Origin of the sequence: Terriglobus roseus, assembly GCF_900105625.1 — a bacterium.
Classification (GTDB): domain Bacteria; phylum Acidobacteriota; class Terriglobia; order Terriglobales; family Acidobacteriaceae; genus Terriglobus; species Terriglobus roseus_B.
On the sequence record NZ_FNSD01000001.1, the window covers coordinates 2,332,615 to 2,351,898 of the forward strand.

20 protein-coding genes are annotated in these 19,284 nt (G+C 61.5%); 9 read left to right on the top strand and 11 right to left on the bottom strand.

From position 1 onward, the window contains the following. Positions 1-17: 17 nt before the first annotated feature. Positions 18-761, bottom strand: a complete 744-nt coding sequence (locus tag BLW03_RS09635) for a tetratricopeptide repeat protein (protein WP_170835009.1) — start codon at positions 759-761, stop codon at positions 18-20. Between the two features lie 306 nt (positions 762-1,067). Between BLW03_RS09635 and BLW03_RS09640 the strand changes: the two genes are divergently transcribed. The 5 genes from BLW03_RS09640 (at position 1,068) to BLW03_RS09660 (ending at position 5,408) form a co-directional block, all read left to right on the top strand. Next, positions 1,068-1,493, top strand: coding sequence for a hypothetical protein (locus tag BLW03_RS09640; protein WP_074653664.1), 426 nt, complete (start codon positions 1,068-1,070; stop codon positions 1,491-1,493). A 54-nt stretch (positions 1,494-1,547) separates the two neighbouring features. Beyond that, a complete protein-coding gene (locus tag BLW03_RS09645; RefSeq protein WP_074653665.1) occupies positions 1,548-2,690 on the top strand; it encodes a lactonase family protein in 1,143 nt (380 codons plus the stop codon). Continuing rightward, positions 2,669-2,959 (top strand): hypothetical protein, encoded by a 291-nt coding sequence (locus tag BLW03_RS09650; protein WP_244502031.1) that lies wholly within the window; start codon positions 2,669-2,671, stop codon positions 2,957-2,959. Before BLW03_RS09645 ends, BLW03_RS09650 begins: the two co-directional genes overlap by 22 nt. Positions 2,960-3,171: 212 nt before the next feature. After that, positions 3,172-4,227 carry a lactonase family protein gene (locus tag BLW03_RS09655; protein ID WP_074653667.1) on the top strand — a complete coding sequence of 352 codons (1,056 nt, stop codon included), beginning with the start codon at positions 3,172-3,174 and terminating at the stop codon, positions 4,225-4,227. Between the two features lie 8 nt (positions 4,228-4,235). Continuing rightward, entirely contained in the window at positions 4,236-5,408 is a 1,173-nt protein-coding gene (locus BLW03_RS09660; protein WP_074653668.1) for a lactonase family protein, read from the top strand. A gap of 192 nt (positions 5,409-5,600) precedes the next feature. Here the strand turns inward: BLW03_RS09660 and BLW03_RS09665 are convergent, their stop codons facing one another. After that, positions 5,601-6,098, bottom strand: coding sequence for a GNAT family N-acetyltransferase (locus tag BLW03_RS09665; RefSeq protein WP_074653670.1), 498 nt, complete (start codon positions 6,096-6,098; stop codon positions 5,601-5,603). Positions 6,099-6,104: 6 nt separating this feature from the next. Next, positions 6,105-6,644 (bottom strand): adenine phosphoribosyltransferase, encoded by a 540-nt coding sequence (locus BLW03_RS09670; RefSeq protein ID WP_074653671.1) that lies wholly within the window; start codon positions 6,642-6,644, stop codon positions 6,105-6,107. Here BLW03_RS09670 and BLW03_RS20165 point away from each other — a divergent pair. Next, positions 6,643-6,924 (top strand): DUF2188 domain-containing protein, encoded by a 282-nt coding sequence (locus BLW03_RS20165; protein ID WP_170835010.1) that lies wholly within the window; start codon positions 6,643-6,645, stop codon positions 6,922-6,924. The two genes, BLW03_RS09670 and BLW03_RS20165, sit on opposite strands and share 2 nt — an antisense overlap. A 28-nt stretch (positions 6,925-6,952) precedes the next feature. On the opposite strand, the gene BLW03_RS09680 is transcribed toward BLW03_RS20165, so the two are convergent. From BLW03_RS09680 to BLW03_RS09705, 6 genes are all read right to left on the bottom strand, one after another. Then, the gene (locus tag BLW03_RS09680; RefSeq protein WP_074653673.1) at positions 6,953-7,234 is read right to left on the bottom strand and encodes an acylphosphatase; all 282 of its coding nucleotides are present in this window, start codon (positions 7,232-7,234) and stop codon (positions 6,953-6,955) included. Positions 7,235-7,264: 30 nt separating this feature from the next. Next, a complete protein-coding gene (locus BLW03_RS09685) occupies positions 7,265-8,173 on the bottom strand; it encodes an alpha/beta fold hydrolase (RefSeq protein ID WP_074653675.1) in 909 nt (302 codons plus the stop codon). Positions 8,174-8,326: 153 nt separating this feature from the next. Continuing rightward, positions 8,327-8,887, bottom strand: coding sequence for an elongation factor P (gene efp, locus BLW03_RS09690; RefSeq protein WP_074653676.1), 561 nt, complete (start codon positions 8,885-8,887; stop codon positions 8,327-8,329). A 106-nt stretch (positions 8,888-8,993) separates the two neighbouring features. Beyond that, a complete protein-coding gene (locus BLW03_RS09695) occupies positions 8,994-9,308 on the bottom strand; it encodes a hypothetical protein (protein ID WP_074653677.1) in 315 nt (104 codons plus the stop codon). A 16-nt stretch (positions 9,309-9,324) separates the two neighbouring features. Then, a complete protein-coding gene (locus tag BLW03_RS09700) occupies positions 9,325-10,317 on the bottom strand; it encodes a nuclease (protein WP_074653679.1) in 993 nt (330 codons plus the stop codon). 90 nt (positions 10,318-10,407) lie between these two features. Then, entirely contained in the window at positions 10,408-10,989 is a 582-nt protein-coding gene (locus tag BLW03_RS09705) for an anthranilate synthase component II (RefSeq protein WP_074653680.1), read from the bottom strand. 231 nt (positions 10,990-11,220) lie between these two features. Here BLW03_RS09705 and BLW03_RS09710 point away from each other — a divergent pair, with 231 nt between their 5' ends. Beyond that, the gene (locus BLW03_RS09710) at positions 11,221-11,772 is read left to right on the top strand and encodes a hypothetical protein (RefSeq protein WP_139285165.1); all 552 of its coding nucleotides are present in this window, start codon (positions 11,221-11,223) and stop codon (positions 11,770-11,772) included. A 46-nt stretch (positions 11,773-11,818) separates the two neighbouring features. On the opposite strand, the gene BLW03_RS09715 is transcribed toward BLW03_RS09710, so the two are convergent. Next, positions 11,819-12,469 (bottom strand): flavin reductase family protein, encoded by a 651-nt coding sequence (locus tag BLW03_RS09715; protein WP_074653683.1) that lies wholly within the window; start codon positions 12,467-12,469, stop codon positions 11,819-11,821. 151 nt (positions 12,470-12,620) lie between these two features. Continuing rightward, complete coding sequence (trpE, locus tag BLW03_RS09720; RefSeq protein WP_074653685.1) at positions 12,621-14,150, bottom strand: anthranilate synthase component I; 1,530 nt, start codon at positions 14,148-14,150, stop codon at positions 12,621-12,623. A gap of 670 nt (positions 14,151-14,820) precedes the next feature. On the opposite strand from trpE, the gene glyA reads away from it, so the two are divergent. Both glyA and BLW03_RS09735 read left to right on the top strand, forming a co-directional pair. Then, positions 14,821-16,113: a serine hydroxymethyltransferase gene (glyA, locus tag BLW03_RS09730; RefSeq protein WP_074653688.1), complete on the top strand. Its 1,293-nt coding sequence runs from the start codon at positions 14,821-14,823 to the stop codon at positions 16,111-16,113. Between the two features lie 173 nt (positions 16,114-16,286). Further along, positions 16,287-19,007 (top strand): SLBB domain-containing protein, encoded by a 2,721-nt coding sequence (locus BLW03_RS09735; protein ID WP_244502033.1) that lies wholly within the window; start codon positions 16,287-16,289, stop codon positions 19,005-19,007. Positions 19,008-19,284: the final 277 nt, after the last annotated feature.

The following is a 19,284-nucleotide window of genomic DNA, read 5'->3' on the forward strand; positions in this document are numbered from 1 at the left end:
CGAAGCCCTTCCTGCGATTACTGCGCGGAGGGTCCGCTCAGTTTCTGCGTTGCGATCTCGGCCGAGGCGCTCTTGGGGTCCTTGTCCTTGATCTGTGCATAGATCTTCTTGGCTTCCGCCTGCTTGCCGTTGGCCTCATACATCTCAGCCAGTTCCAGCTGCGCCAGACCCGCGGGAACCAGCGTGCTGGGCTTCGCGATCACCTTGTTGTACTGCTCAATGGCAAGGGACTCGCGCGCAGTGCTGCGATACAGGCCGGCAAGCGCCATCTGTGAGAGCGTGGCGATGTCGTGGTTCCAGCTGTCGGAGGACTTCTTCAGCAGTTCCTCAGCGCTGGCGTTCTGGCCTGCCTGCATGGCGGTCACGCCCTGCAGATAGAGTGCGTTACGACCGGCATCGGTTGAACCGTATTTGTTTGCGACATCCGCAAACTGAGCATTGGCGGCCTTCGCGCGCTCTTCCAGACTGCTGAAGCTCTTCATGTTCGCGGGCACGGGCTGATCCGGTGTCGCGATGGGTGCGTCGTACGTCTGCATCGCCTCGGCCAGAGCACTGCTTGCAGCCTCAGCGCGGTGGCTGCTGACGAATGCGAACACGCTCGCGATGACGACGAGCGCAACGACCGCGACCGCAAGGCGGATGGCCAGCGCACGGTTGTTCTGGATGCGGTCGAAGAAAGCAGTGCTGCTGCTGTTGGTGTTGACGGCAAGAGGACCGTCTTCACGGATGGCAAGCGGCTTGGTGCGGGTCGGTGTATCCAAGGTCGGGAATCCTTTTGGCGGCGCGAAAGGCCGCAGATGAGCCGGCGCGGGTGCGGAATCCGCAGGTACATGCGCCATCCGTAAGTCTAGCAGCGGCAGGAAAGGTGGGCAAAAGGGTCGCCCGGTCGGGCCTCCCGTTTAACGGTGAGACAGCATAGGGCACGGCTGAAGCCGTGCCCTTACGACTCGTGCTGTCCGGCAGCGGCTGTTTCGTGCTGTCCCCCGCAGCGGCCGGGCGGTGGTGCTTGCCCATCGTTCCGTGAATCCATACTCTGAATACAGCACCGTTGAAGGATGGGCCCAGGCATGTATGAGGACTTTGTCGTAGTCGACAAGTGGACCGGCGAGCAGTTGCATTGCGTTTGGAAGGCGACCATGGTCGCCATTGCGACGCGTCACGCCGACGCTACGGATATCCGGTTCGACGTGAATGGCCGGCCCATGTGGATCGCCATGCCGAATGTTGCATGGGTGCAGATGAAGCGCGCCACCGGCTACGTCATCACGGACTACGCCGCGGCACAGGCTGCCGGGCGGTATCTGAAGACCATTGTGGAGAACGGCTATGACAATGGTCGCGAGATGTACACCATGACGGTCGAAGAGGTTCTGACCAACGTGAAGGCCGTGGTCGACCAGGCGGGCAGCACGCTCAACCTGCCCTCCCTGCCCGTCATTAACAACGACGTGAAGCCGGAAGAGTACGCAGGACATCTGCCAGGCGAAGGATAGGCTGATCTTCGGGGAACTCCGGGCGTATGCTGGTCAGCGTTCCCCGGAGTGCTCATGCTTGATCGCCGAAGCTTTCTTGCCACGCTGCCTGCAGCCGCGCTGCTTGCGCGCACGTCCTTCAGCCAGATGACACCGCCCACGCTCGGCACCCAGCGTGCCTTCATCGGCAGCACCGGTAAAGAGGCGCAGGGCATCTTCTCCACCTACTTCGATCCCAAGACAGGCAGTTTCTCTCAGCCGGAGATGGCGGCAAAGCTGCCCGGCAACGACAGCATGACACTGCATCCAGAGCGCCGGCGCCGTCTCTATGCAACATGCGTCGTCGACGGTATTGCGAACGTGGCCGCCTTTGAAATTGTGGACACGCCAGACCTTCTGCGCCCCATCAACCGTGAGACGGCGAAGGGTATGGGGCCGAATTTTCTCTCCATCGACCCCAGCGGCCGTGTTGCCATGGAGGCGAACTGGGGCAGTGGGGACATCTCGACCTACACGATTGCAAAGGACGGGACGCTGTCGCCGCTTGTCGAGCACATTGAGTACGGCGACGCCCACCACGGCCCCGCGCCTGCTCAGCCCCACAGCCGCTGCCACTCCATCCTGACGGCGCCAGGCGGCAGGTTTGTGTTGGTGAATGACTACGGCGCCGACAGGATCTACATCTACGCGCTGGACGCCGCAACGGCGAAGCTCACACCGCACGATCCGCCGTTCTATCAGGCTGCGCCCGGCTCTGCGCCGCGACACCTGGTCTTCTACCCCGGCGGTAAGTGGATCTACTGCAACAACGAACTGACCAACACCGTGGACCTGCTGGCCTGGGACGAGAAGCGTGGCACATTGACCAAAACGGGGTCGTGGCCGACGCTGCCTGCGGACGCCCCACCGAAGTGCCGCACGGCAGACATGGCATTGTCGCCGGATCACCGCTTCCTCTACGGCAGCGTGCGCGGGCTTGAGAGCATGGTGGTGTGGGCCGTGGGTAAAGACGCTCGGCTGCAGCAGATTCAACAGACCAAGGTGGATGGCGTGGAGAACCGTTGCATCACCCTTGATGCGACCGGCAAGTGGCTGATTGCGGCGAACCAGCGCAGCAATGACGTGACGGTCTTCCCGCGCGATCCGAAGACCGGGATGCTGAGCGCGCCCGCCAGCAGCGTCAAGATTGCGGGCGCGTGTTTCGTGTTGTGGGCGTAGCGATGTTTGTGCGACGGATCACCATCGAGCGTGTGACGGCGGACGGCGTGGTCATGCCGTGCCCTCTCAAGGCAATCGACAGCTTCTGCATGCGCAACTTCACGAATGACGCGGTCTTCGACGACACGATGCCGATTGCCGATGGGTTACTGGAAGCTGGTCTTCGCGTGCCGCTCCCTCTGCTGGAAGAGCGCATGACGGATTGGTTTCGGCGGAAGCGGTATCTGGGTGAGGGCGAGACATTGCGAGTGACGGAAGTGCTGCGGTGAGTCAGTAAACTCGGGCCGCTTCATCTTTTATGCATTTGTCATCCTGAGCAAAACACAGATCGCTCAGGATGACAGGTCATGGGAGAGAACGCAGATCGCTCAGGATGACAGGCAGATCGGCACAGGAAGCATCCCGCCGAACTGCGACAGCGGGCCAACCTGCTCATGATGTGACACCATCGTTAGCGAAGACCTTAAGCCGGAGAAGCACCATGTCACACGAACGGATTTTTCTGGGCACCAGCGGTAACGATGGCCGCGGCGTCTACACCGCTACCTTCGATACACAGACGGGCACGCTGACCGAACCCGTACTCTCGGCCGAACTGCCGAAGGCCAGCTTCCTCTGTTTCGATGGCCGCAATGAGAGCCGTCTCCTGGCCATCTCGCAGACACCCGGCGCGCCCGCCGGCGAGGTCGCATGCTTCCACATCGATGTTGCCGAGGCGAAGCTGACGGAGGTCCATCGCGCCAGTACACAGGGCACGGGCGCAGTGCATGTGTCCGCGCAGGGGGGCACCGTCGTGGTGGCGAACTATGTTGGTGGATCGGCCGCATCGTTCCACATGGATGCGGATGGCACGCTGCATCCGGCGTCGTTCTTTCAGTTCAACGCGGCGGATCACGGTCCGGACACGAAGCGTCAGGACCACGCCTACGCGCACGCCGCAGACATCACGCTGGACGGCGGCTACGTGCTGATCAATGACCTCGGACTTGATCGCATCCACGTCTTCAAGCTGGACGCGGAGACCGCGAAGATGACGCCGCACGGCGAGTGGCTGTCCGCACCAGGCGCGGGCCCGCGACACATCGCCCTGCACCCGAACGGCAAGTGGATCTACAACATCGATGAGATGGGCTGCACGATTAATCAACTCGCGTGGGATGCGATTGCGGGTACCTTGACCACGCTACAGACCATTGAGACGCTGCCACCGGGCGCGAGCAAGGTCGATGTGCGCGCCTGTGATCTCGTCTTCAGCAAGGACCTGCGCTTCCTGTACGCAGCGAACCGCGTGCATGAGGATTTCGTCGTGTTCTCGCTGGATGCTGCGACGGGCGCACTCACTGAGGCACATCGGCATGCCAATCCCGGCAAGGAGGCGCGCCACATCGCCATCGATCCATCGGGCAAGTGGTTCCTGAGCGCGAACCAGTTTTCGAACGAGGTTTCGGTCTTCCCGATCGATACGGCCACGGGCAAGCTGGGTGACCGCTCCAGCTCGGCACCCGTCAACAACCCAAGCTGCCTGCTGTTCGGCTGAGGAGAGAGATGCTGACACGCCGAAAGTTTTTAGGGAGCGCCGCAGCCGGTGCAGCCATGATGCTGCGCACAACAACGTCATCGGCGCGCGAGATGGCAGGGACGCAACGATTATTCGTTGGCACCAGCAGTCAGACGGAGTTTACCGGGCACGGCGAGGGCATCTTCGTCACATCCTTCCGCGATGGCCGGCTCGGTTCCCCGCGACTGCTCGCGAAGGTGACGAGTCCGAGCTTCCTTGCAGTACCGCAAGCCGGTCACCCGCTCTTCGCGGTACTTGGGGGAGACGACGGTGCGTCACGAGCCGCAAGCTACGCGATCTCGCAGGGTCATGACGTTGCGACGACCACACTTACTCCGATCGACACGGCAAGTTCCGGCGGTGGCGGCGGATGCCATGTGAGCGCCTCGCCGGACGGTCGTTGCGTCTTTGTCTCGAACTACGGCGGCGGCAGTGTGGCGTCGTTCCATGCGGACTCGTCAGGCAAGCTGACGCAGGCGAGCGTCATCCGCTTTCCGCCGACAGAGCATGGTCCCGTCCAAGATCGGCAGGAGGGCAGCCATGTGCACTCTGCGATGGTCTCGCCGGATGGCGCTTTCGTGCTGGTGAATGACTTCGGCCTCGATCGTATCCACGTCTTCGGGCTGGACCGAGCGACGGCAAAGCTCACACCGCACCGACCGGACCACTGGCTATCCGAGCCGGGCTCCGGGCCGCGTCACCTCGTCTTCCATCCGAATGGCCGCTGGATCTACTGCATCTGCGAACTGAACTCGACCGTGGTGCAACTGCAATGGAACGCCACCCACGGCGTCCTCACGCCGAAGAGTGTCGCCAAGACACTGCCGGATGGCGTGGATGCCGCGAAGGCACGCGGCTGCGAGATGGTCTTCTCGAAAGACATGCGGTTCCTGTACGCATCGAACCGCCGCGCCAGCGAGAGTTTCGCTGTCTTCGCGGTGGATGCATCGACCGGTGCGCTCACGAAGATCCAGAACAAGCCGAACCCAGGTCTGGAGGCTCGCCACATTGCCGTCGATCCATCCGGCAGGTGGTTCCTGGTAGCCAATCAGTTTTCGGGGGATGTTACTGTCTTCGCACTCGACATGGCAACTGGTCACATTGGAGAGCCGGTCTCAAAAATCGAAGTCAGCGGCGCGAGCTGCCTGTTGTTCGCGTAAGGATGTACCCTGGCCCGCGTCCTATCATCCTGAGCGGAACGCAGCGCAGCGGAGTGCCGTCGAAGGACCTGCATTCGGCTCGAAGCGGCACAGAGGTGTAAGGTCTGCCGTGCACTTTTGTGGGGCCGCGGGCGGGATGCAGGTTCTTCGACTTCGCTGCGCTTCGCTTCGCTCAGGATGACAGATCGATGATTACAGCGGCAGTTCCCAGAACTGGCCGATGAGCGGCACGCCAAAGCTCGCGTGAGGCTCTTCGCTGACCAGCTTGAAACCTTCGTTTTCGTAGATGCGCCGGGCGGAGCTGAGTATGCTGTTGGTCCACAGCGTCAGCTTCCCGTAACCGGCCTCGCGGGCGAAGGCGATGCAGGCTCGTACCAGCATTCGTCCTACGCCCAGGCCGCGTGCCGTGGGTTCGACCAGCAGCAGTCTCAGCTTCGCGGCCGATTCCGCAGAGCGGTCACGGACGAGGAAGACACACCCCAGAAAGACGCCATCGCGCTCGGCGATCCAGCAGCGTTCGCGCTCCGGCTCTAGCTGATCGATGAAGTCGGCGGTGATACGCGCGACCAGCGCCTCAAAGCGCTCGTCCCAACCGAACTCCTGCGCATACAAAACGCCGTGACGGTGCACCACCCAGCCCATATCTCCTGGCCTGTGGGGACGCAATGTCACGGCGCTCGTCTCGCTCACGTGCGGTTACTCGTTGTAATGGAGAAGGCTGTAGACGTCGACCTCCGGGAACTTCGACCGGCCCTTGAGGAAGTCGAGCTCCACGGCAAAGGCCACGCCGGCGATCTCGCCGCCAAGCTGCTTCACCAGCTGTACCGTAGCCTGCATGGTACCGCCGGTTGCGAGCAGATCGTCGACGATTACGACTCGCTGGCCGGGCTGGATCGCATCCAGGTGGATCTCGAGCGAGTCCGAGCCGTACTCCAGGTCATAGGTGACCTTGGCGGTGGCTGCCGGCAGCTTCTTCGGCTTGCGCACGGGCACGAAGCCAGCGTTCAGCCGGTAGGCCATGGCCGGTCCAAAGATGAAGCCGCGCGCCTCGATGCCGAGCACCAGGTCGACCTGCTTGTCGATGTAGTACGCCGCTAAGGCGTCGATCATCTGCGCAAAGCCGGCCTTGTCCTTCAGCAGCGTGGTGATGTCGTAGAACAGGATGCCGGGCTTCGGAAAGTCGGGAACGGTGCGGATGAGCTCCTTCAGGGGCTCGCAATTGATGGTGTGCGACATGGCTCCATTGTACGAGGGCCGCCAGCGCGGCAGCGAGATTCCGCATCCCAAAGCGAAGGAGGGTACCTTCATGTCCACCGAGAAGCACTACTTCGTCGAGGTCAATCACGACGGTCGGTTTGCCGTTCGTGCAAAGGGCAGCGAACGCGCCAGCGCCCTGTTCCACACGCAGGCCGAGGCCATTGCCGAGGCGAAACGCCTGAACCCCACCGACCATCCGAATGTCGAACGCGTAAGGGAACGCAGCGAAGGCGGCCCCGATAAGTGGCGCACCGCATAGCCCGCTCTGGCGGTCGCCCAAGCGCCGGCTAGAAGGCGCCCTCAATCACAAACGCCTTCAGATCCTCGGCCTCGCTGTCCTGCAGGTCGTGGATGTGGACCCGGTCGACACGGCTGCCGCGCGATCCCTTGTGGAGCGCCACCTCCAGCACGTCAATCTGGTCTGCCGAGCCTGCGGCGACAGCTTCCACATGTCCAGCGGTGGTGTTGCGCACCCATCCCCGCAGCCCAAGTTCCGCAGCCTCGCGATGTACAAACCAGCGGAAACCCACGCCCTGCACACGTCCTTCGATCTGGTAGTGACGAACCATAGGGTCGATTTTAGCTGGACCTAAGTTGGCTCACTGCCCAGCAGTGCGTTCGCCCAGATGCCGCAGGATCTCCTCCGCCACCAGCTGTGGGTTCTCGCGCTGCGGGAAGTGGCCAACGGAGTCGATGAGGACGCGACGGTAGCCGTTGGTGAAGTAGCGGCCCATGCCGTCACTGGTCTCTGGCAGGCCGCAACGATCTTCCAGGCCCTGCAGAAATACCGTCGGAACGTCCAGCGTTACCGTCCCCTCGAAGCGAGTCTGCAGCATGGCATAGCTCGGATCCAGCGGCGAGTGTCCCCAACGGGAGCGGTAGCTGTGAAGGACGACCTCCGTGAAGTCCTTGCCGGTCCAGCTCTTTGCCGCCTCCGCCAGGTCGGCCGGGGAGTACCAGCCTTCGGGGCTCCAGGTATCCCACATGCGCTTGCCGTACGCGACAGGGTCTTCGCGGAACGCCTTCATGCCGGGGTCGGTGCAAAGAAACCACTGGTACCAATACGCCTGCGACTGCGGCAAAGGCGGTGTCTTCGCAGGCCCCGGCTGAAAGACGGAGGACAGCACCACCATACGTTCCAGCCGCCGGGGAAAGAGCGCGGCCAACGCGTAGCCCGTACGGGCGCCCCAGTCGTGACCCACAAAAGCAAATGTCTGAAGCTTCAGCTCATCCGCCAGGTCGATGACATCCTGCGCAAAGGCCACTGGCTGGCCCGTCCGCCGTGGATTGCGCCCGAAAAGATGCGAACGGAAATGCGAGAGCCCGTAGCCGCGCAGGTACGGAACAATGGTCCGGTAGCCCGCAGCGTGCAGCGCGGGCAGAACCTTGTCCCACGTCCGCGGCGAGTCCGGCCAGCCGTGGACAAGAATCACAGGCTTGCCGCCCTTGGAGCCGCCCTCTTCGTAAACCATCTTCAGAACGGAGGTCTTGATCTCGTGAACGCGCATGGGATTAGGATGCACCCGTTGCTGGGGTCGTGTCGCTGCGATGCCGCGGGAAAGCTGTTGATTTCCTTCACCTGATGATCTCCAGCGCATGAGGAAGGGGTGGCACCGCTCGATGCGGCACCACCCCCTTTGGATCTTCGAGAGCCTCGTTTGTTATGCGCGTGACATGTAGGCGCCTTCTGCGGTGTCAATGCGGATCTTCTCACCCTCATTGATGAAGGCGGGAACCTGCACGACGAGACCGGTTTCGGTCGTCGCGGGCTTCGTCACGGACGATGCCGTGGCAGAGCGGATGCCCGGCTCCGTCTGGACGACGGTCATCTCGACGACGGTCGGCAGTTCCACGCCGACGGGCTTGCCGTCGATGAAGCTGATGTCGATCTTGATGTTGGGCAGCATGAAATCCACGGCATCGCCAAGGATGTCGCGACCCAGCGTGGTCTGCTCATAGTTGTTCATGTCCATGAACACGTAGTCGTCGCCGTCCTTGTACAGGAACTCCATCTCGATGTCATCGACGATGACGCGGTCGATCGCATCGCCGGAGCGGAAGCGGTGCTCAAAGATGGCGCCGGATTCAAGGTTGCGCAGCTTGGCCTGGATGAAGGCGCGCAGGTTGCCGGGGGTGCGGTGCTCCACGGCAAAGACCGAGTGCAGCTTTTCCTTGTGCTTGATGACCATACCGGGACGCATCTGTGTGGCGGGAATCGACATTGAAAACTTCCTAAGTTGCAGATCTTGATGGACCGGAGGGGCGCGAATCCACAGTTGTGGGCCACACGCAGGCACCCGGGCCGCAGGTTTGATTGTAGCGCGCTGGCTAATGCACCTGCAGCAGCGCGAGCACGGGCTCTGCGGTCGAGCGATCAAGTCCAAGCAGGGTTTCCGCTTCCCCCTGCAGCCGTCCGAAGCAGGCCTCGCAAAGGTCATGCAGCAACAGACGGTCGGCCGGCGGCAGATCGTGCAGTGCTCCAAGCATGCCCTGCTGCGTGACGGGAGCAAGCTTCGCATCCAGCGTGGCCAGTCGATTGCGCAACGAACCATCAGCCAATGCGAGCTGAGCGGGGCCACGCAACACAGCGTGCAGCGTGTTGCCGATGAGTATCCACGCGTTCAGGCTGAGTTCCGGGTCCATGCTGCCTTCCTGCGCCCTACTTCGACACGCCGAAGATGCGGCGGAAGAAGCGGCCGATGGCATGAAAAGGATTGGGACCGGCGGGCGGCGGTGCTGCACTTTCAATGCGCATATCGGTCGCGTCAGGGGCGGGGGGTGCCGGTCGGTTGGCTGGCGTAGGTGTCTGGCTTGTGACCGTCGCGGCCGGTATAGCCGGCGGTGCAGAAACGGCAGCCACGTCAGCCGGAGTCGTCGTCTGCCCGGGCGGCCCGCTTGCCGTGCCCGTCTCTCCGCTGTAGCTAAGTTGCGAGGTCACCTGTGCATGGACCTCCCCGACGGGTGCCTGTGGGGTGTCCGGTCTGACCAACCCCTGGCTTACGGCCTCTGGAAACGGGTTGGTCCTGACGGCTTCCGGGATTTTGCCGTCGCCGTGTTTGCCCTTGCCTGCCAGCACCAGGTTGTCGCCGTTGCGCGGGCAGCCACAGCTATTGGCCTCATGGTCTACGACCTCGCGCAGGCTGCCGCGCTCAAACAGCACACGCTGGCCGGGCCGGATGAAGTACGTTGCATCGCCGAAGGTCTGCGTTACGTGCAGAACGGGCGCGTCCTTGCCGACGTTTTCGACGCAGGTATCTCCGCTCGGCACAACTCGGATACGTAGATCAAGTGCCGCCGCGCCGGAGAGTTCAAAACGCAGGTCCGGCGTCAGGATGCTGTCCGTCTTCTCGGCCGAGGTATGAATCTCGACAGCTCCGCGATCCAGCGCAAGCATCAGCGGCGGCTTTGCGATGGTCATGGTGGTTTGCGAAATATGGATGGCGGAACCCGCGCAGACCTTCACCTCGCCGCCACGCTTCAGGCTGATCTGTGCCGGAAGCGCGCCTGCGGTGACCGCAGCACTGTTACCGATGGTGGCACGGCCATCGCTTACGGCGACCATGCCGCTGACTTCAGCGCCTTCGGTTTTGAGGGAACCCAACGGGGCTTGTGCGTGGATTGTTGTTGCAGCAACCAGCACGAATGCTGGCATCGCGAGCCGAAACCATGTCTCAGGGGCGAGCCACGGGGCACCCGTTTCTCTAGCGGGAACTTTCACGGCGATGGGGCGGGGTGGCATCCGCTACATCTTCAGGAAGTTTTCGATGAGGCGTTTGCCGCCGTTGGTCAGCACGCTCTCCGGATGGAACTGAACGCCTTCGATGGGCAGTGTGCGATGGCGCAAACCCATGATGACCTCGCCCTCCGGATCCTGCGTGCGGGCAGAGACTTCCAGTTCATCCGGCAGGCCCTCCGGGCTGACGATCAGCGAGTGGTATCGCGTGCAGGTCATGTCCTGGTCCAGTCCCTGGAAGATCGTCTTGCCGTCATGCTGCACCGCGCTGGTCTTGCCGTGCATCAGTCGCGCCGCGCGAATCACGTTGCCACCGAAGGCTGCGCCCAGCGCCTGGTGCCCCAGGCAGACACCAAGAATCGGCGTTGGCTTGCTCTTCTCCGCGTAGTGCCGGATCAGGTCAATGGAGACACCTGCCTCCTGCGGTGTGCACGGGCCGGGCGAGATCAGGATGTGATCGGGGTTGAGCGCTTCGATCTCTTCCGGCGACAGTTCATCGTTGCGCCGGATGACCATCTCCGCGCCAAGTTCGCCCATGTACTGCACCAGGTTGTAGGTGAACGAGTCGTAGTTGTCCAGAACAAAGACCATTGCGGAACCGCCTCACCCATAAGTGTAATCGCGTTGCAATCTCCCACGGGCAACTCTGAAATGCACCAATCGTTTTCCGGAAATGTCAACTCTGCCGAGTGTTGCACAGGCAACATTCGGCGAGCGTTAGGACTCACACTTCCAGAGATTGCTCAGCAAGATGTTTTGCGATGCTGCGGAGTGATGCAGCGACCCGAGAGCGTCGATAACAAAACAAAAGGAGAAAACACGGTGCGCGCACTTACCTTCACTGCTGCCCTTTTGCTTTCGTTACCCGCCTGCTGCTTCGCCGCCGAACACGCTGCGCCGGTCATGGTTTCCGCCGTTGATTCAATCCCTTCGATTCCTATCGCGCAGCCTGTCGCAGGGCCGGTCTCCGCGGGCGTTCTGGCCGCACTGCCGGAGGAACCGTCGACGAGCCGGTTGCCGGGCGCTCCGCTTTCGTTCTATCTCTACCGCCTGCGCGGTCGGGTGGAGACCAGGACGCCGGCACCTAGTGAACCCATCGAACAGATGGAAGCTCCCCGCTTCAACGACCAATCGATGCTGCACATGATCCAGGCTTCGCCGCTGGCAAGTATCTCGCGCGAGATTCGTGCGGACAAGTTCAATATCGATGACGGTGTCGCGGATGACTTTGCCATCTGCTATCGCATGAATGCACGCACCAGCGTGCAGGTGATCCCAGGTGACCCCGCGCCGGTGAAGCTGCCGATCACCAGCATGGCGAACAACATGGGCGTCACCGTGGGCATGGTCCTTCGGTTGTCACGCAACCGGTAGACGCAAGGAAGTCGTCCTTTACCGGCTGCCGTTTTCTATCTCCACCTCAACTCTGCTTCGACTGCATTTCCTTCCAGGGGATCCGGGCGATTTCGAACATGTCTCGTGTCGTCGCGTAGTCGCCACCGCCGTGCATGCGACCGATGAGACGCATCTGCGCCGGATCAATGTGCAGGCGTGATTCATCCTCGAAAGCATCGTGGCGAATGTGCATTTCGAGAGCCTTCGCGACCAGGATGGTGCTGCTGCCGCCGGGCTCGATGATCTGAAACGTGCGGCACTCCAGCGATACGGGTGAGCCCGCGATTCGGGGTGGCGCTACCTGCAGACTTGGAACGGTTGCAAGGCCGGCGAGCGTCAACTCATCCAAGCCGCGCGGTGCGTCCGTCGCGGTGATATTCATCGCCTCCGCGAGTTCCTCGGGCACGAGGTTTACCACCAATTCGCCCGTGCGACAGATGTTGGCAAGGGTGTCCTTCCCTTCGCGGTCCGGCGCGGCAGAGAAGCCGACCACGATCAGTGGCGGGTCTGCCGATACGACGTTGAAGAACGAGAACGGCGCGGCATTCGGTTTGCCGTCGTCATCGAGCGTAGTGATCCACGCGATGGGTCGCGGCAGAATGGTGGACGCCAGCAGCTTGTAGGTGTCGGACTTTGAAAGTGTGCGGAGATCAAATGCGGCGTGCGTGTCGCTCATGGGTATTGGATGTAATCCATGCGCCAACGGGATCGGGTGCCCCATTCGTGCGCGCTCTTGCGCATGAATGGGATTAGGCGAAGTACGCATTCTGTAAATCCATTCATGACGATGAAGCCATCATGAATGGGCCCCGATTCTGTCGACGGCTCTACGCTCGCGAGCGAGCTCGTTCGATCGCTCGCACGACTGCCTTGGACTTGTTGACGGTCTCTTCGAACTCCGTCTGCGGCACGGAGTCTGCCACAACGCCGCCGCCGCTCTGGATATAGCCGGTGTCACCGTGCATGAAGAGTGTGCGGATGGCGATGCAGCTATCCAGATTGCCGCTGAAGTCCGCATAGAAGACACTGCCGCCGTAGACGCCGCGGCGGGTTGGCTCCAGCTCTTCAATGACTTCCATGGCCCGGATCTTCGGAGCGCCCGAAAGCGTACCTGCGGGGAAGCAGGACTTGAACGCGTCGATCGGCGCCATATCTCCACGCAACTTGCCTTCGAGCGCGCTAACCAGGTGCATGACGTGCGAGTAGCGCTCGATGAACATCAGCTTCTTCACGCTGACGGTGCCGAACTCGCTGACGCGACCGACATCGTTACGGCCCAGGTCGACGAGCATCACATGCTCCGCAGTCTCTTTTGCATCGCGCAGCAAATCTTCTTCCAACCGCTTATCGCTGGCTTCATCGCTGCCGCGGGGACGCGTGCCGGCGATGGGATGGTACTCGATGGTGCGGTTGTGCACGCGCACCAGCAGCTCAGGTGACGAACCGACGATGTGTGCGAGTGTTTCTGTCGTCGCACCCGGGGCCTGCATGGGAAAGCGCAGGAAGTACATGTAAGGCGAGGGGTTCACGATGCGCAGCGAGCGGTAGATCTCAAACGGATCGACCTCGGGCTTGCAGTCGAAGCGCTGCGACAGAACGCACTGGAAGATGTCGCCCGCGGTGATGTAGTTCTTCACCTTGTCGACGGCCTTCATGTAGTCGCGCTTCTTGGTGCGGGGCGTCAGCTCAAGCGGGCCGAGCGGCTTCCTTCGTTTCGACACTGCCGGCAACGGGTTGGCGAGCTCCTTCTCCAGTCGGTCCAACCGCTTGAGGGCGCGCTTGTAGGCTTTCGCGGCATCTGGCTCGCGCGTAAGGTCCGCCGTCAGAATCAGGTAGATCTCCTTCTTGACGTGGTCGAAGGCGAGCACTTCGTCAAAGAACATCAGGCAGGCATCGGGCACGCCGAGTTCGTCGATCGCTGTCTCGGGCAGCCGCTCTATCTGGCGCACGACGTCATACGCGAAGAAGCCGACGGCGCCCGCGGTAAAGGGCGGCAGGCCGGGCAGCTTGGCAGGATTGTGCTCGCTAAGGGCGCGCTTCAGCTCTTCGAAGATGTCACCTTCAAAGCGGCGAAACCTCTTGCCCTCGGTCGCGACAATGGCCGTGCCACGCGACACAAGCTTTTTGTAAGGACGGATCCCAATGAAGGTGTGCCGGCCGACGTGTTCGCCGCCCTCCACGGACTCCAGCAGAAACGCCTCGGGCTCCTGTGCGGCGATGCGCAGGAAGACGGAGACCGGTGTCTCCAGGTCGGCGGTGACGGTGCGGTAGACGGGGATGAGGGTATGCTTCTTCTTCGCGAGGGCGAGGAAGGCCTTCTCATTCGGTGTGGCGGTCTGGCTTTGCTGGCGGGGCATGGCGGTTGAGAACCATCGTACAAGGCCGCTTACCCGAATTACGGGCAGGAAGCGAAACCGGTGTCCGGAGGCCGGTGTGCGGAGCGGCTCTCGCCTCTAGCGGGTCTCGAAAGGAGACGCCGGTTACAGCTTGCGGCCGTCGTCCAGAGGCATGCAGAGACGGGCAACGACGCAGGGAAAGATCACGGCGGCAAACGCCAAGAGAACAAGCGCCAGGTGATTCATGAGCAGATCCTCGAGCTCTCTTGTAAAACGTGGAGCTTACTTAAAGAACGATGCCCGTCGCATGGCAGATGCAGCGACGGGCATGACGCCAGCAGAGATCGCAAGATCAGCCGGGTTCAACCTCGCGACCGCGGTAGCGGATTGCGATGTAGCAGGGCATACCAAGCATAAAGAGATATACAACGACCGTCAGCAGAGTCAGCACTGTTCCCTCTTTTTTCCGGAGACTTTCGTTCTGTCTCTCTCTGCATGTACCTTCGCCCACGCCGTGCGAGAGGGCTATTCAACATTGGCGCGCCTGCTGTACCGGTTCGGGGATGCCCGATAACTTTGGTGTTAGCCGCGCCACGCGCGACCGGGAATGAAATAATCAAAAGGTATTTTGCCGCTGCGAATGGTTTCGCACGCAGGATTCATCCCAGTTTTGCCATCGGAAGGAACCCAAATGATTGATCTGCAGGCCCCGCTCTCAGTCTCCGACCCTGAGATTGCGGCACTAGTTGCGCAGGAAGTTACCCGCCAGCACGATGGCCTGGAGATGATCGCCAGCGAGAACTTCGTCTCGCGCGCCGTTCTGGAAGCTGCGGGCACCGTGTTTACCAACAAGTATGCGGAAGGCTATCCAGGCAAGCGCTACTACGGCGGCTGCGAGTTCGCAGACGTGGTGGAAGACATTGCGCGCGATCGCGCGAAGGCGATCTTCGGTGCGGAACATGTCAACGTGCAGCCGCACAGCGGCTCGCAGGCCAACGCCGCGGCCTACATGACGCTGATCAATCCGGGCGACACCATCCTGGGCCTTGACCTGGCGCACGGGGGCCACCTGACACATGGCCACAAACTCAACTTCAGCGGCAAGCTGTATCGCATTGTGGGCTACCAGGTCCGCCGGGATACCGAGACCGTCGATTATGACGAACTGGCGGCGCTGGCCGCACGTGAGCGGCCCAAGGTAATCGTTGGCGGCGGCAGCGCATATCCGCGCATCTGGGACTTTGAGCGTATGCGCGCCATTGCAGATTCGGTTGGCGCATACCTGATGGTCGACATGGCTCACTTCGCGGGATTGGTCGCCGGCGGCGTACACCCATCGCCTGTGCCGCATGCGCACATTGTGACTACCACCACGCATAAGACACTGCGCGGACCGCGCGCCGGTATGGTGCTGTGCAAGCAGGAGTTTGCCGCAGCCCTGGATCGTTCGGTCTTCCCGGGCCAGCAGGGTGGACCGTTGATGCACGTGATCGCCGCGAAGGCTGCGGCCTTCAAGGAAGCACTGCAGCCCGAGTTCAAGACGTACGCGCGTCAGACCGTCGCCAATGCTCAGGAACTGGCCGATGCGCTGGCAGGTGAAGGCTTCCGCATTGTCAGCGGCGGCACCGATACGCACCTGATGCTGGTTGACGTCTTCGCCAAGGGCATCCTTGGTTCGGAAGCGGAAGTGGCACTGGGCAAGGCTGGCATCACCGTCAACAAGAACGCGATCCCCTACGACACGAACCCACCGCTGAAGCCAAGCGGCGTACGTTTCGGCACGCCTGCTCTCACTACCCGAGGGATGAAGGAACCGGAGATGCGCCAGATCGCCTCATGGATCGCAGAGGCACTGGACCACCGCGGGGACGACGCAAAGCTGAAGTCGCTGCACGGTAAGGTGTCGGAGATGGCCGAGAATTTTCCGCTGTACGGCTGGCTGCAGCAGGGCGCTCCACACTTGGAAGAAGTACTCGCCGACTAAATCGCCGAAACCTCTGCGCTTCGTTGTGCCATCCGCGGCGAAGCGCAGGGTGTACCAATGACCGGCACCTGCGTGGTGACGCGGAAAATCATGAATCCTTTGGGGTCGCTACGGTAAGATGAACACACCGCCCCGGTTCTAACGGTGCAAGGATTTGTGAGCAGGTAGCGAATTTGCCGAAGTATTTTTCCTCAACCCTGTTCGTCAGACTGCTCGCCCTGACTTGTGCCGCGACCGCTCCATTCGCCTCTGCGCAGACGACGCCGTCCCCAATCACTGGCCAGAGCGGCTACACCGGTACCTCCATAACTGGCGCGAACCAGTCCGAGTACTGTCTCGACCCAAGCCTGGGCTGCATGACGGGTATGCCGCTGAATGGCAACAACCAGACAGGCCTGCCGGTCTCGGGTTCGGGTATCGGCATTAACGGCTACGGCAATGGGTTCGGCCAGAATTACGGCTCGCAGTACTCGCAGCAGAGCGGCAACGTTTATGTCGACTCCGCCGGCTTCCCAACGACAAACAATCAGAACAGCCAGACACCGCTCGGACCGCAGCCTTTAACCGATCTGCAGCGCCTGGCGCGTGAGTCCACCGGTGTCCTTCTGCCGATCTTTGGACAGGATCTGTTCTCAAAGCCACCGTCGACCTTTGCACCGGTGGACCAGATACCGGTTACGCCTGATTACGTGCTTGGGCCCGGCGATGAAGTGTTGCTGCGCATGTGGGGGCACAACAGTCTCAACGCCCGTTTGACCATTGATCGCACGGGATCCATCTACATTCCTCAGGTCGGGTCGGTACACCTGTCCGGCATGCACTTTGCCGAAATTCAGCCGCTTCTGCAGAAGGAGTTGAGCCGAACCTATAAGAACTTCGAATTCTCAGCAGACCTGGGTCGCCTGCGCTCGATCTCCGTTTTCGTCATGGGAGAGTCGCGACGGCCGGGCAGCTACACGGTCAGTGCCCTCTCGACCGCTGTGAATGCGATCTTTGCCTCCGGAGGCCCCACGCAACAGGGTTCGCTGCGGCACATTGAGATTCTTCGCGCGAGCAAAGTTGCCGCAACACTGGATCTCTACGACTTCCTGCTGAATGGCAATCGAACCACCGACATCCCTCTGCAGGATGGCGATGTTCTCTTTATTCCCTTTGTCGGTCCGCAGGTCGCAATCAGCGGAGCAGTGCGACATCCGGCAATCTATGAACTGCCGACGACGGCCCCGGCGAGTTCCGCACTGCCCGCAACGGCGCCTGTTGCGGCCACCGGAGTCTCGGTCGATGACCTGATCAAGCTGGCAGGCGGATTCACCTCCACCGCCGCTGCGTCGCGGCTGTCCATCGAACGGATTGAGAACCACCGCGAGCGCCGCGCCATCACGATTGCGCTGGACGCGGCCGGACTTGCCACGAAGGTTACGGACGGCGATGTACTGCGAGCTGATTCGGTTCTGCGGGGCTATCGCGACTCGGTTACCATCCGCGGAAACCTCGCGAACTCCGGTCGCTTTCCATGGCATCCGGGCATGCGTCTGAGTGAGATCCTGCCAGATCGCGAATCGCTGCTGACCCCTGAGTATTGGCAGGCACGCAACCGCCTTGGCTTGCCCACGCCGCTCTTCCAGCCCGCTCCAGCACCGCCCGTAACTGCCCCCACCACACCGGGCCGTGTCGGCGCTAACGCCGGTAACACCGTGGCGAATCAGATGAACGTCCCTGGCTCGTCTGTCCCGGCAGATGCGCAGGTCATTACCGGTGTCGACTCTGCAGCATCTGCGTCGACCAGCGGCCCTACCCGCCTGGTTGGCGCGACGGAACAGCGCGATGAAGTTCTGCCAAGCGCTGAAACACGCGCTGGTGCCTCAGCCATTGCGGAGCAGCAGGAGTCGGCGGCCGACCGGCTTATGGCGTCCAACGCTCGTCGCACGGACATTACAATCGCCGCGCCGGAGATCGATTGGTCTTACGCCGTGATTGAGCGTCTTGACGCAAATACGCTGCGTAACTCGCTCATTCCATTCCATCTGGGTCGCCTGGTGCAGGATCACGATGCGAACGAGGACAAGGAACTGCAGCCAGGAGACGTCATCACGATCCTGTCGCAGTCCGATATTCATGTGGCGCAGGATGAGCAGACGAAATACATCCGCCTCGAAGGTGAGTTCGGCAGCTCTGGCGTATACAGTGTCGCTCCCGGCGAGACGCTGGCGGATGTTGTGAAACGCGCTGGTGGCCTGACCCGGAATGCCTATCTCTATGGCGCATCCTTCACCCGCGAGAGCGCCCGTGTGCTGCAACAGCAGCGTCTCGATGAGTATGTGACGAGCCTGGAGCAGCAGGAAGAACGGGTCGGCTCAATCCGCGCGATCTCGGCTACCACGCCCTACGGAGCGTCGCAGACTGCCGAAGAGCGCGCCCAGTTGGAGCAATTGCGCAAGCTGCGTGCGACCGGTCGCGTTGTGCTTGAGTTCAGTCCGAACAGTGCTGGAGAAGCTGCCGTACCGGCGATCCCCCTGGAAAACGGCGACTCATTCCGCGTCCCGTCTCGTCCCGCCGTAATTAGTGTGGTCGGATCGGTTTATGGGCAGAACGTTTTTCTCTGGAACGGGTCTAGACGCTTGGGTGACTATCTCAACCTGGCGGGCAAACCCACCCGGATTGCGGATAAATCCCGGTCGTTTGTGATTCGTGCGGACGGGTCCGTTCTGAGCAAGCAGACCGTGAAGAGCGGTCTGTGGAGCAACAACTTCAATGCCCTGCTGGTCTTCCCCGGCGATACGATCGTTGTTCCGGAGAAGCCCATTAAACCCACCATGCTGCGTAACTTCCTTGATTACTCGCAGGTGTTATCGCAATTCGGCGTAGGTGCGGCAGCTATCACCGTGCTGAAGTAGAAGCCGGGATGATAAGTCCCGCACAACCTTTACGGGGTGGCCTGAACGCGGCTAATACCCTTTAATTTCAATGGCTTATGCCGCAACGGGTTGGCAACCAAAGCCATCGCCATTATGATGACACGAGCGCTTGAGAACGTACGGGAAACCAGCCGGGGATACATCGGCACCTGTCGGTTGGTTTGAAGCGATTGTAAGCAGTTCTCTTTTATCGCTCGTCACACGGAGCGCCTCCCTTTCCGCAGTCCAACGAAGCCAACCCACGAAACCAGAGAAT

What these genes read in the sequence shown, in the direction of transcription:
- BLW03_RS09700 (WP_074653679.1), bottom strand. Translation starts at nt 10,317, where the DNA reads ATGCCAGCATTCGTGCTGGTTGCTGCAACAACAATCCACGCACAAGCC.
- BLW03_RS20165 (WP_170835010.1), top strand. Translation starts at nt 6,643, where the DNA reads ATGGCTCCATTGTACGAGGGCCGCCAGCGCGGCAGCGAGATTCCGCAT.
- glyA (WP_074653688.1), top strand. Translation starts at nt 14,821, where the DNA reads ATGATTGATCTGCAGGCCCCGCTCTCAGTCTCCGACCCTGAGATTGCG.
- trpE (WP_074653685.1), bottom strand. Translation starts at nt 14,150, where the DNA reads ATGCCCCGCCAGCAAAGCCAGACCGCCACACCGAATGAGAAGGCCTTC.
- BLW03_RS09640 (WP_074653664.1), top strand. Translation starts at nt 1,068, where the DNA reads ATGTATGAGGACTTTGTCGTAGTCGACAAGTGGACCGGCGAGCAGTTG.
- BLW03_RS09660 (WP_074653668.1), top strand. Translation starts at nt 4,236, where the DNA reads ATGCTGACACGCCGAAAGTTTTTAGGGAGCGCCGCAGCCGGTGCAGCC.
- BLW03_RS09695 (WP_074653677.1), bottom strand. Translation starts at nt 9,308, where the DNA reads ATGGACCCGGAACTCAGCCTGAACGCGTGGATACTCATCGGCAACACG.
- BLW03_RS09715 (WP_074653683.1), bottom strand. Translation starts at nt 12,469, where the DNA reads ATGAGCGACACGCACGCCGCATTTGATCTCCGCACACTTTCAAAGTCC.
- BLW03_RS09655 (WP_074653667.1), top strand. Translation starts at nt 3,172, where the DNA reads ATGTCACACGAACGGATTTTTCTGGGCACCAGCGGTAACGATGGCCGC.
- BLW03_RS09705 (WP_074653680.1), bottom strand. Translation starts at nt 10,989, where the DNA reads ATGGTCTTTGTTCTGGACAACTACGACTCGTTCACCTACAACCTGGTG.
- efp (WP_074653676.1), bottom strand. Translation starts at nt 8,887, where the DNA reads ATGTCGATTCCCGCCACACAGATGCGTCCCGGTATGGTCATCAAGCAC.
- BLW03_RS09685 (WP_074653675.1), bottom strand. Translation starts at nt 8,173, where the DNA reads ATGCGCGTTCACGAGATCAAGACCTCCGTTCTGAAGATGGTTTACGAA.
- BLW03_RS09680 (WP_074653673.1), bottom strand. Translation starts at nt 7,234, where the DNA reads ATGGTTCGTCACTACCAGATCGAAGGACGTGTGCAGGGCGTGGGTTTC.
- BLW03_RS09670 (WP_074653671.1), bottom strand. Translation starts at nt 6,644, where the DNA reads ATGTCGCACACCATCAATTGCGAGCCCCTGAAGGAGCTCATCCGCACC.
- BLW03_RS09645 (WP_074653665.1), top strand. Translation starts at nt 1,548, where the DNA reads ATGCTTGATCGCCGAAGCTTTCTTGCCACGCTGCCTGCAGCCGCGCTG.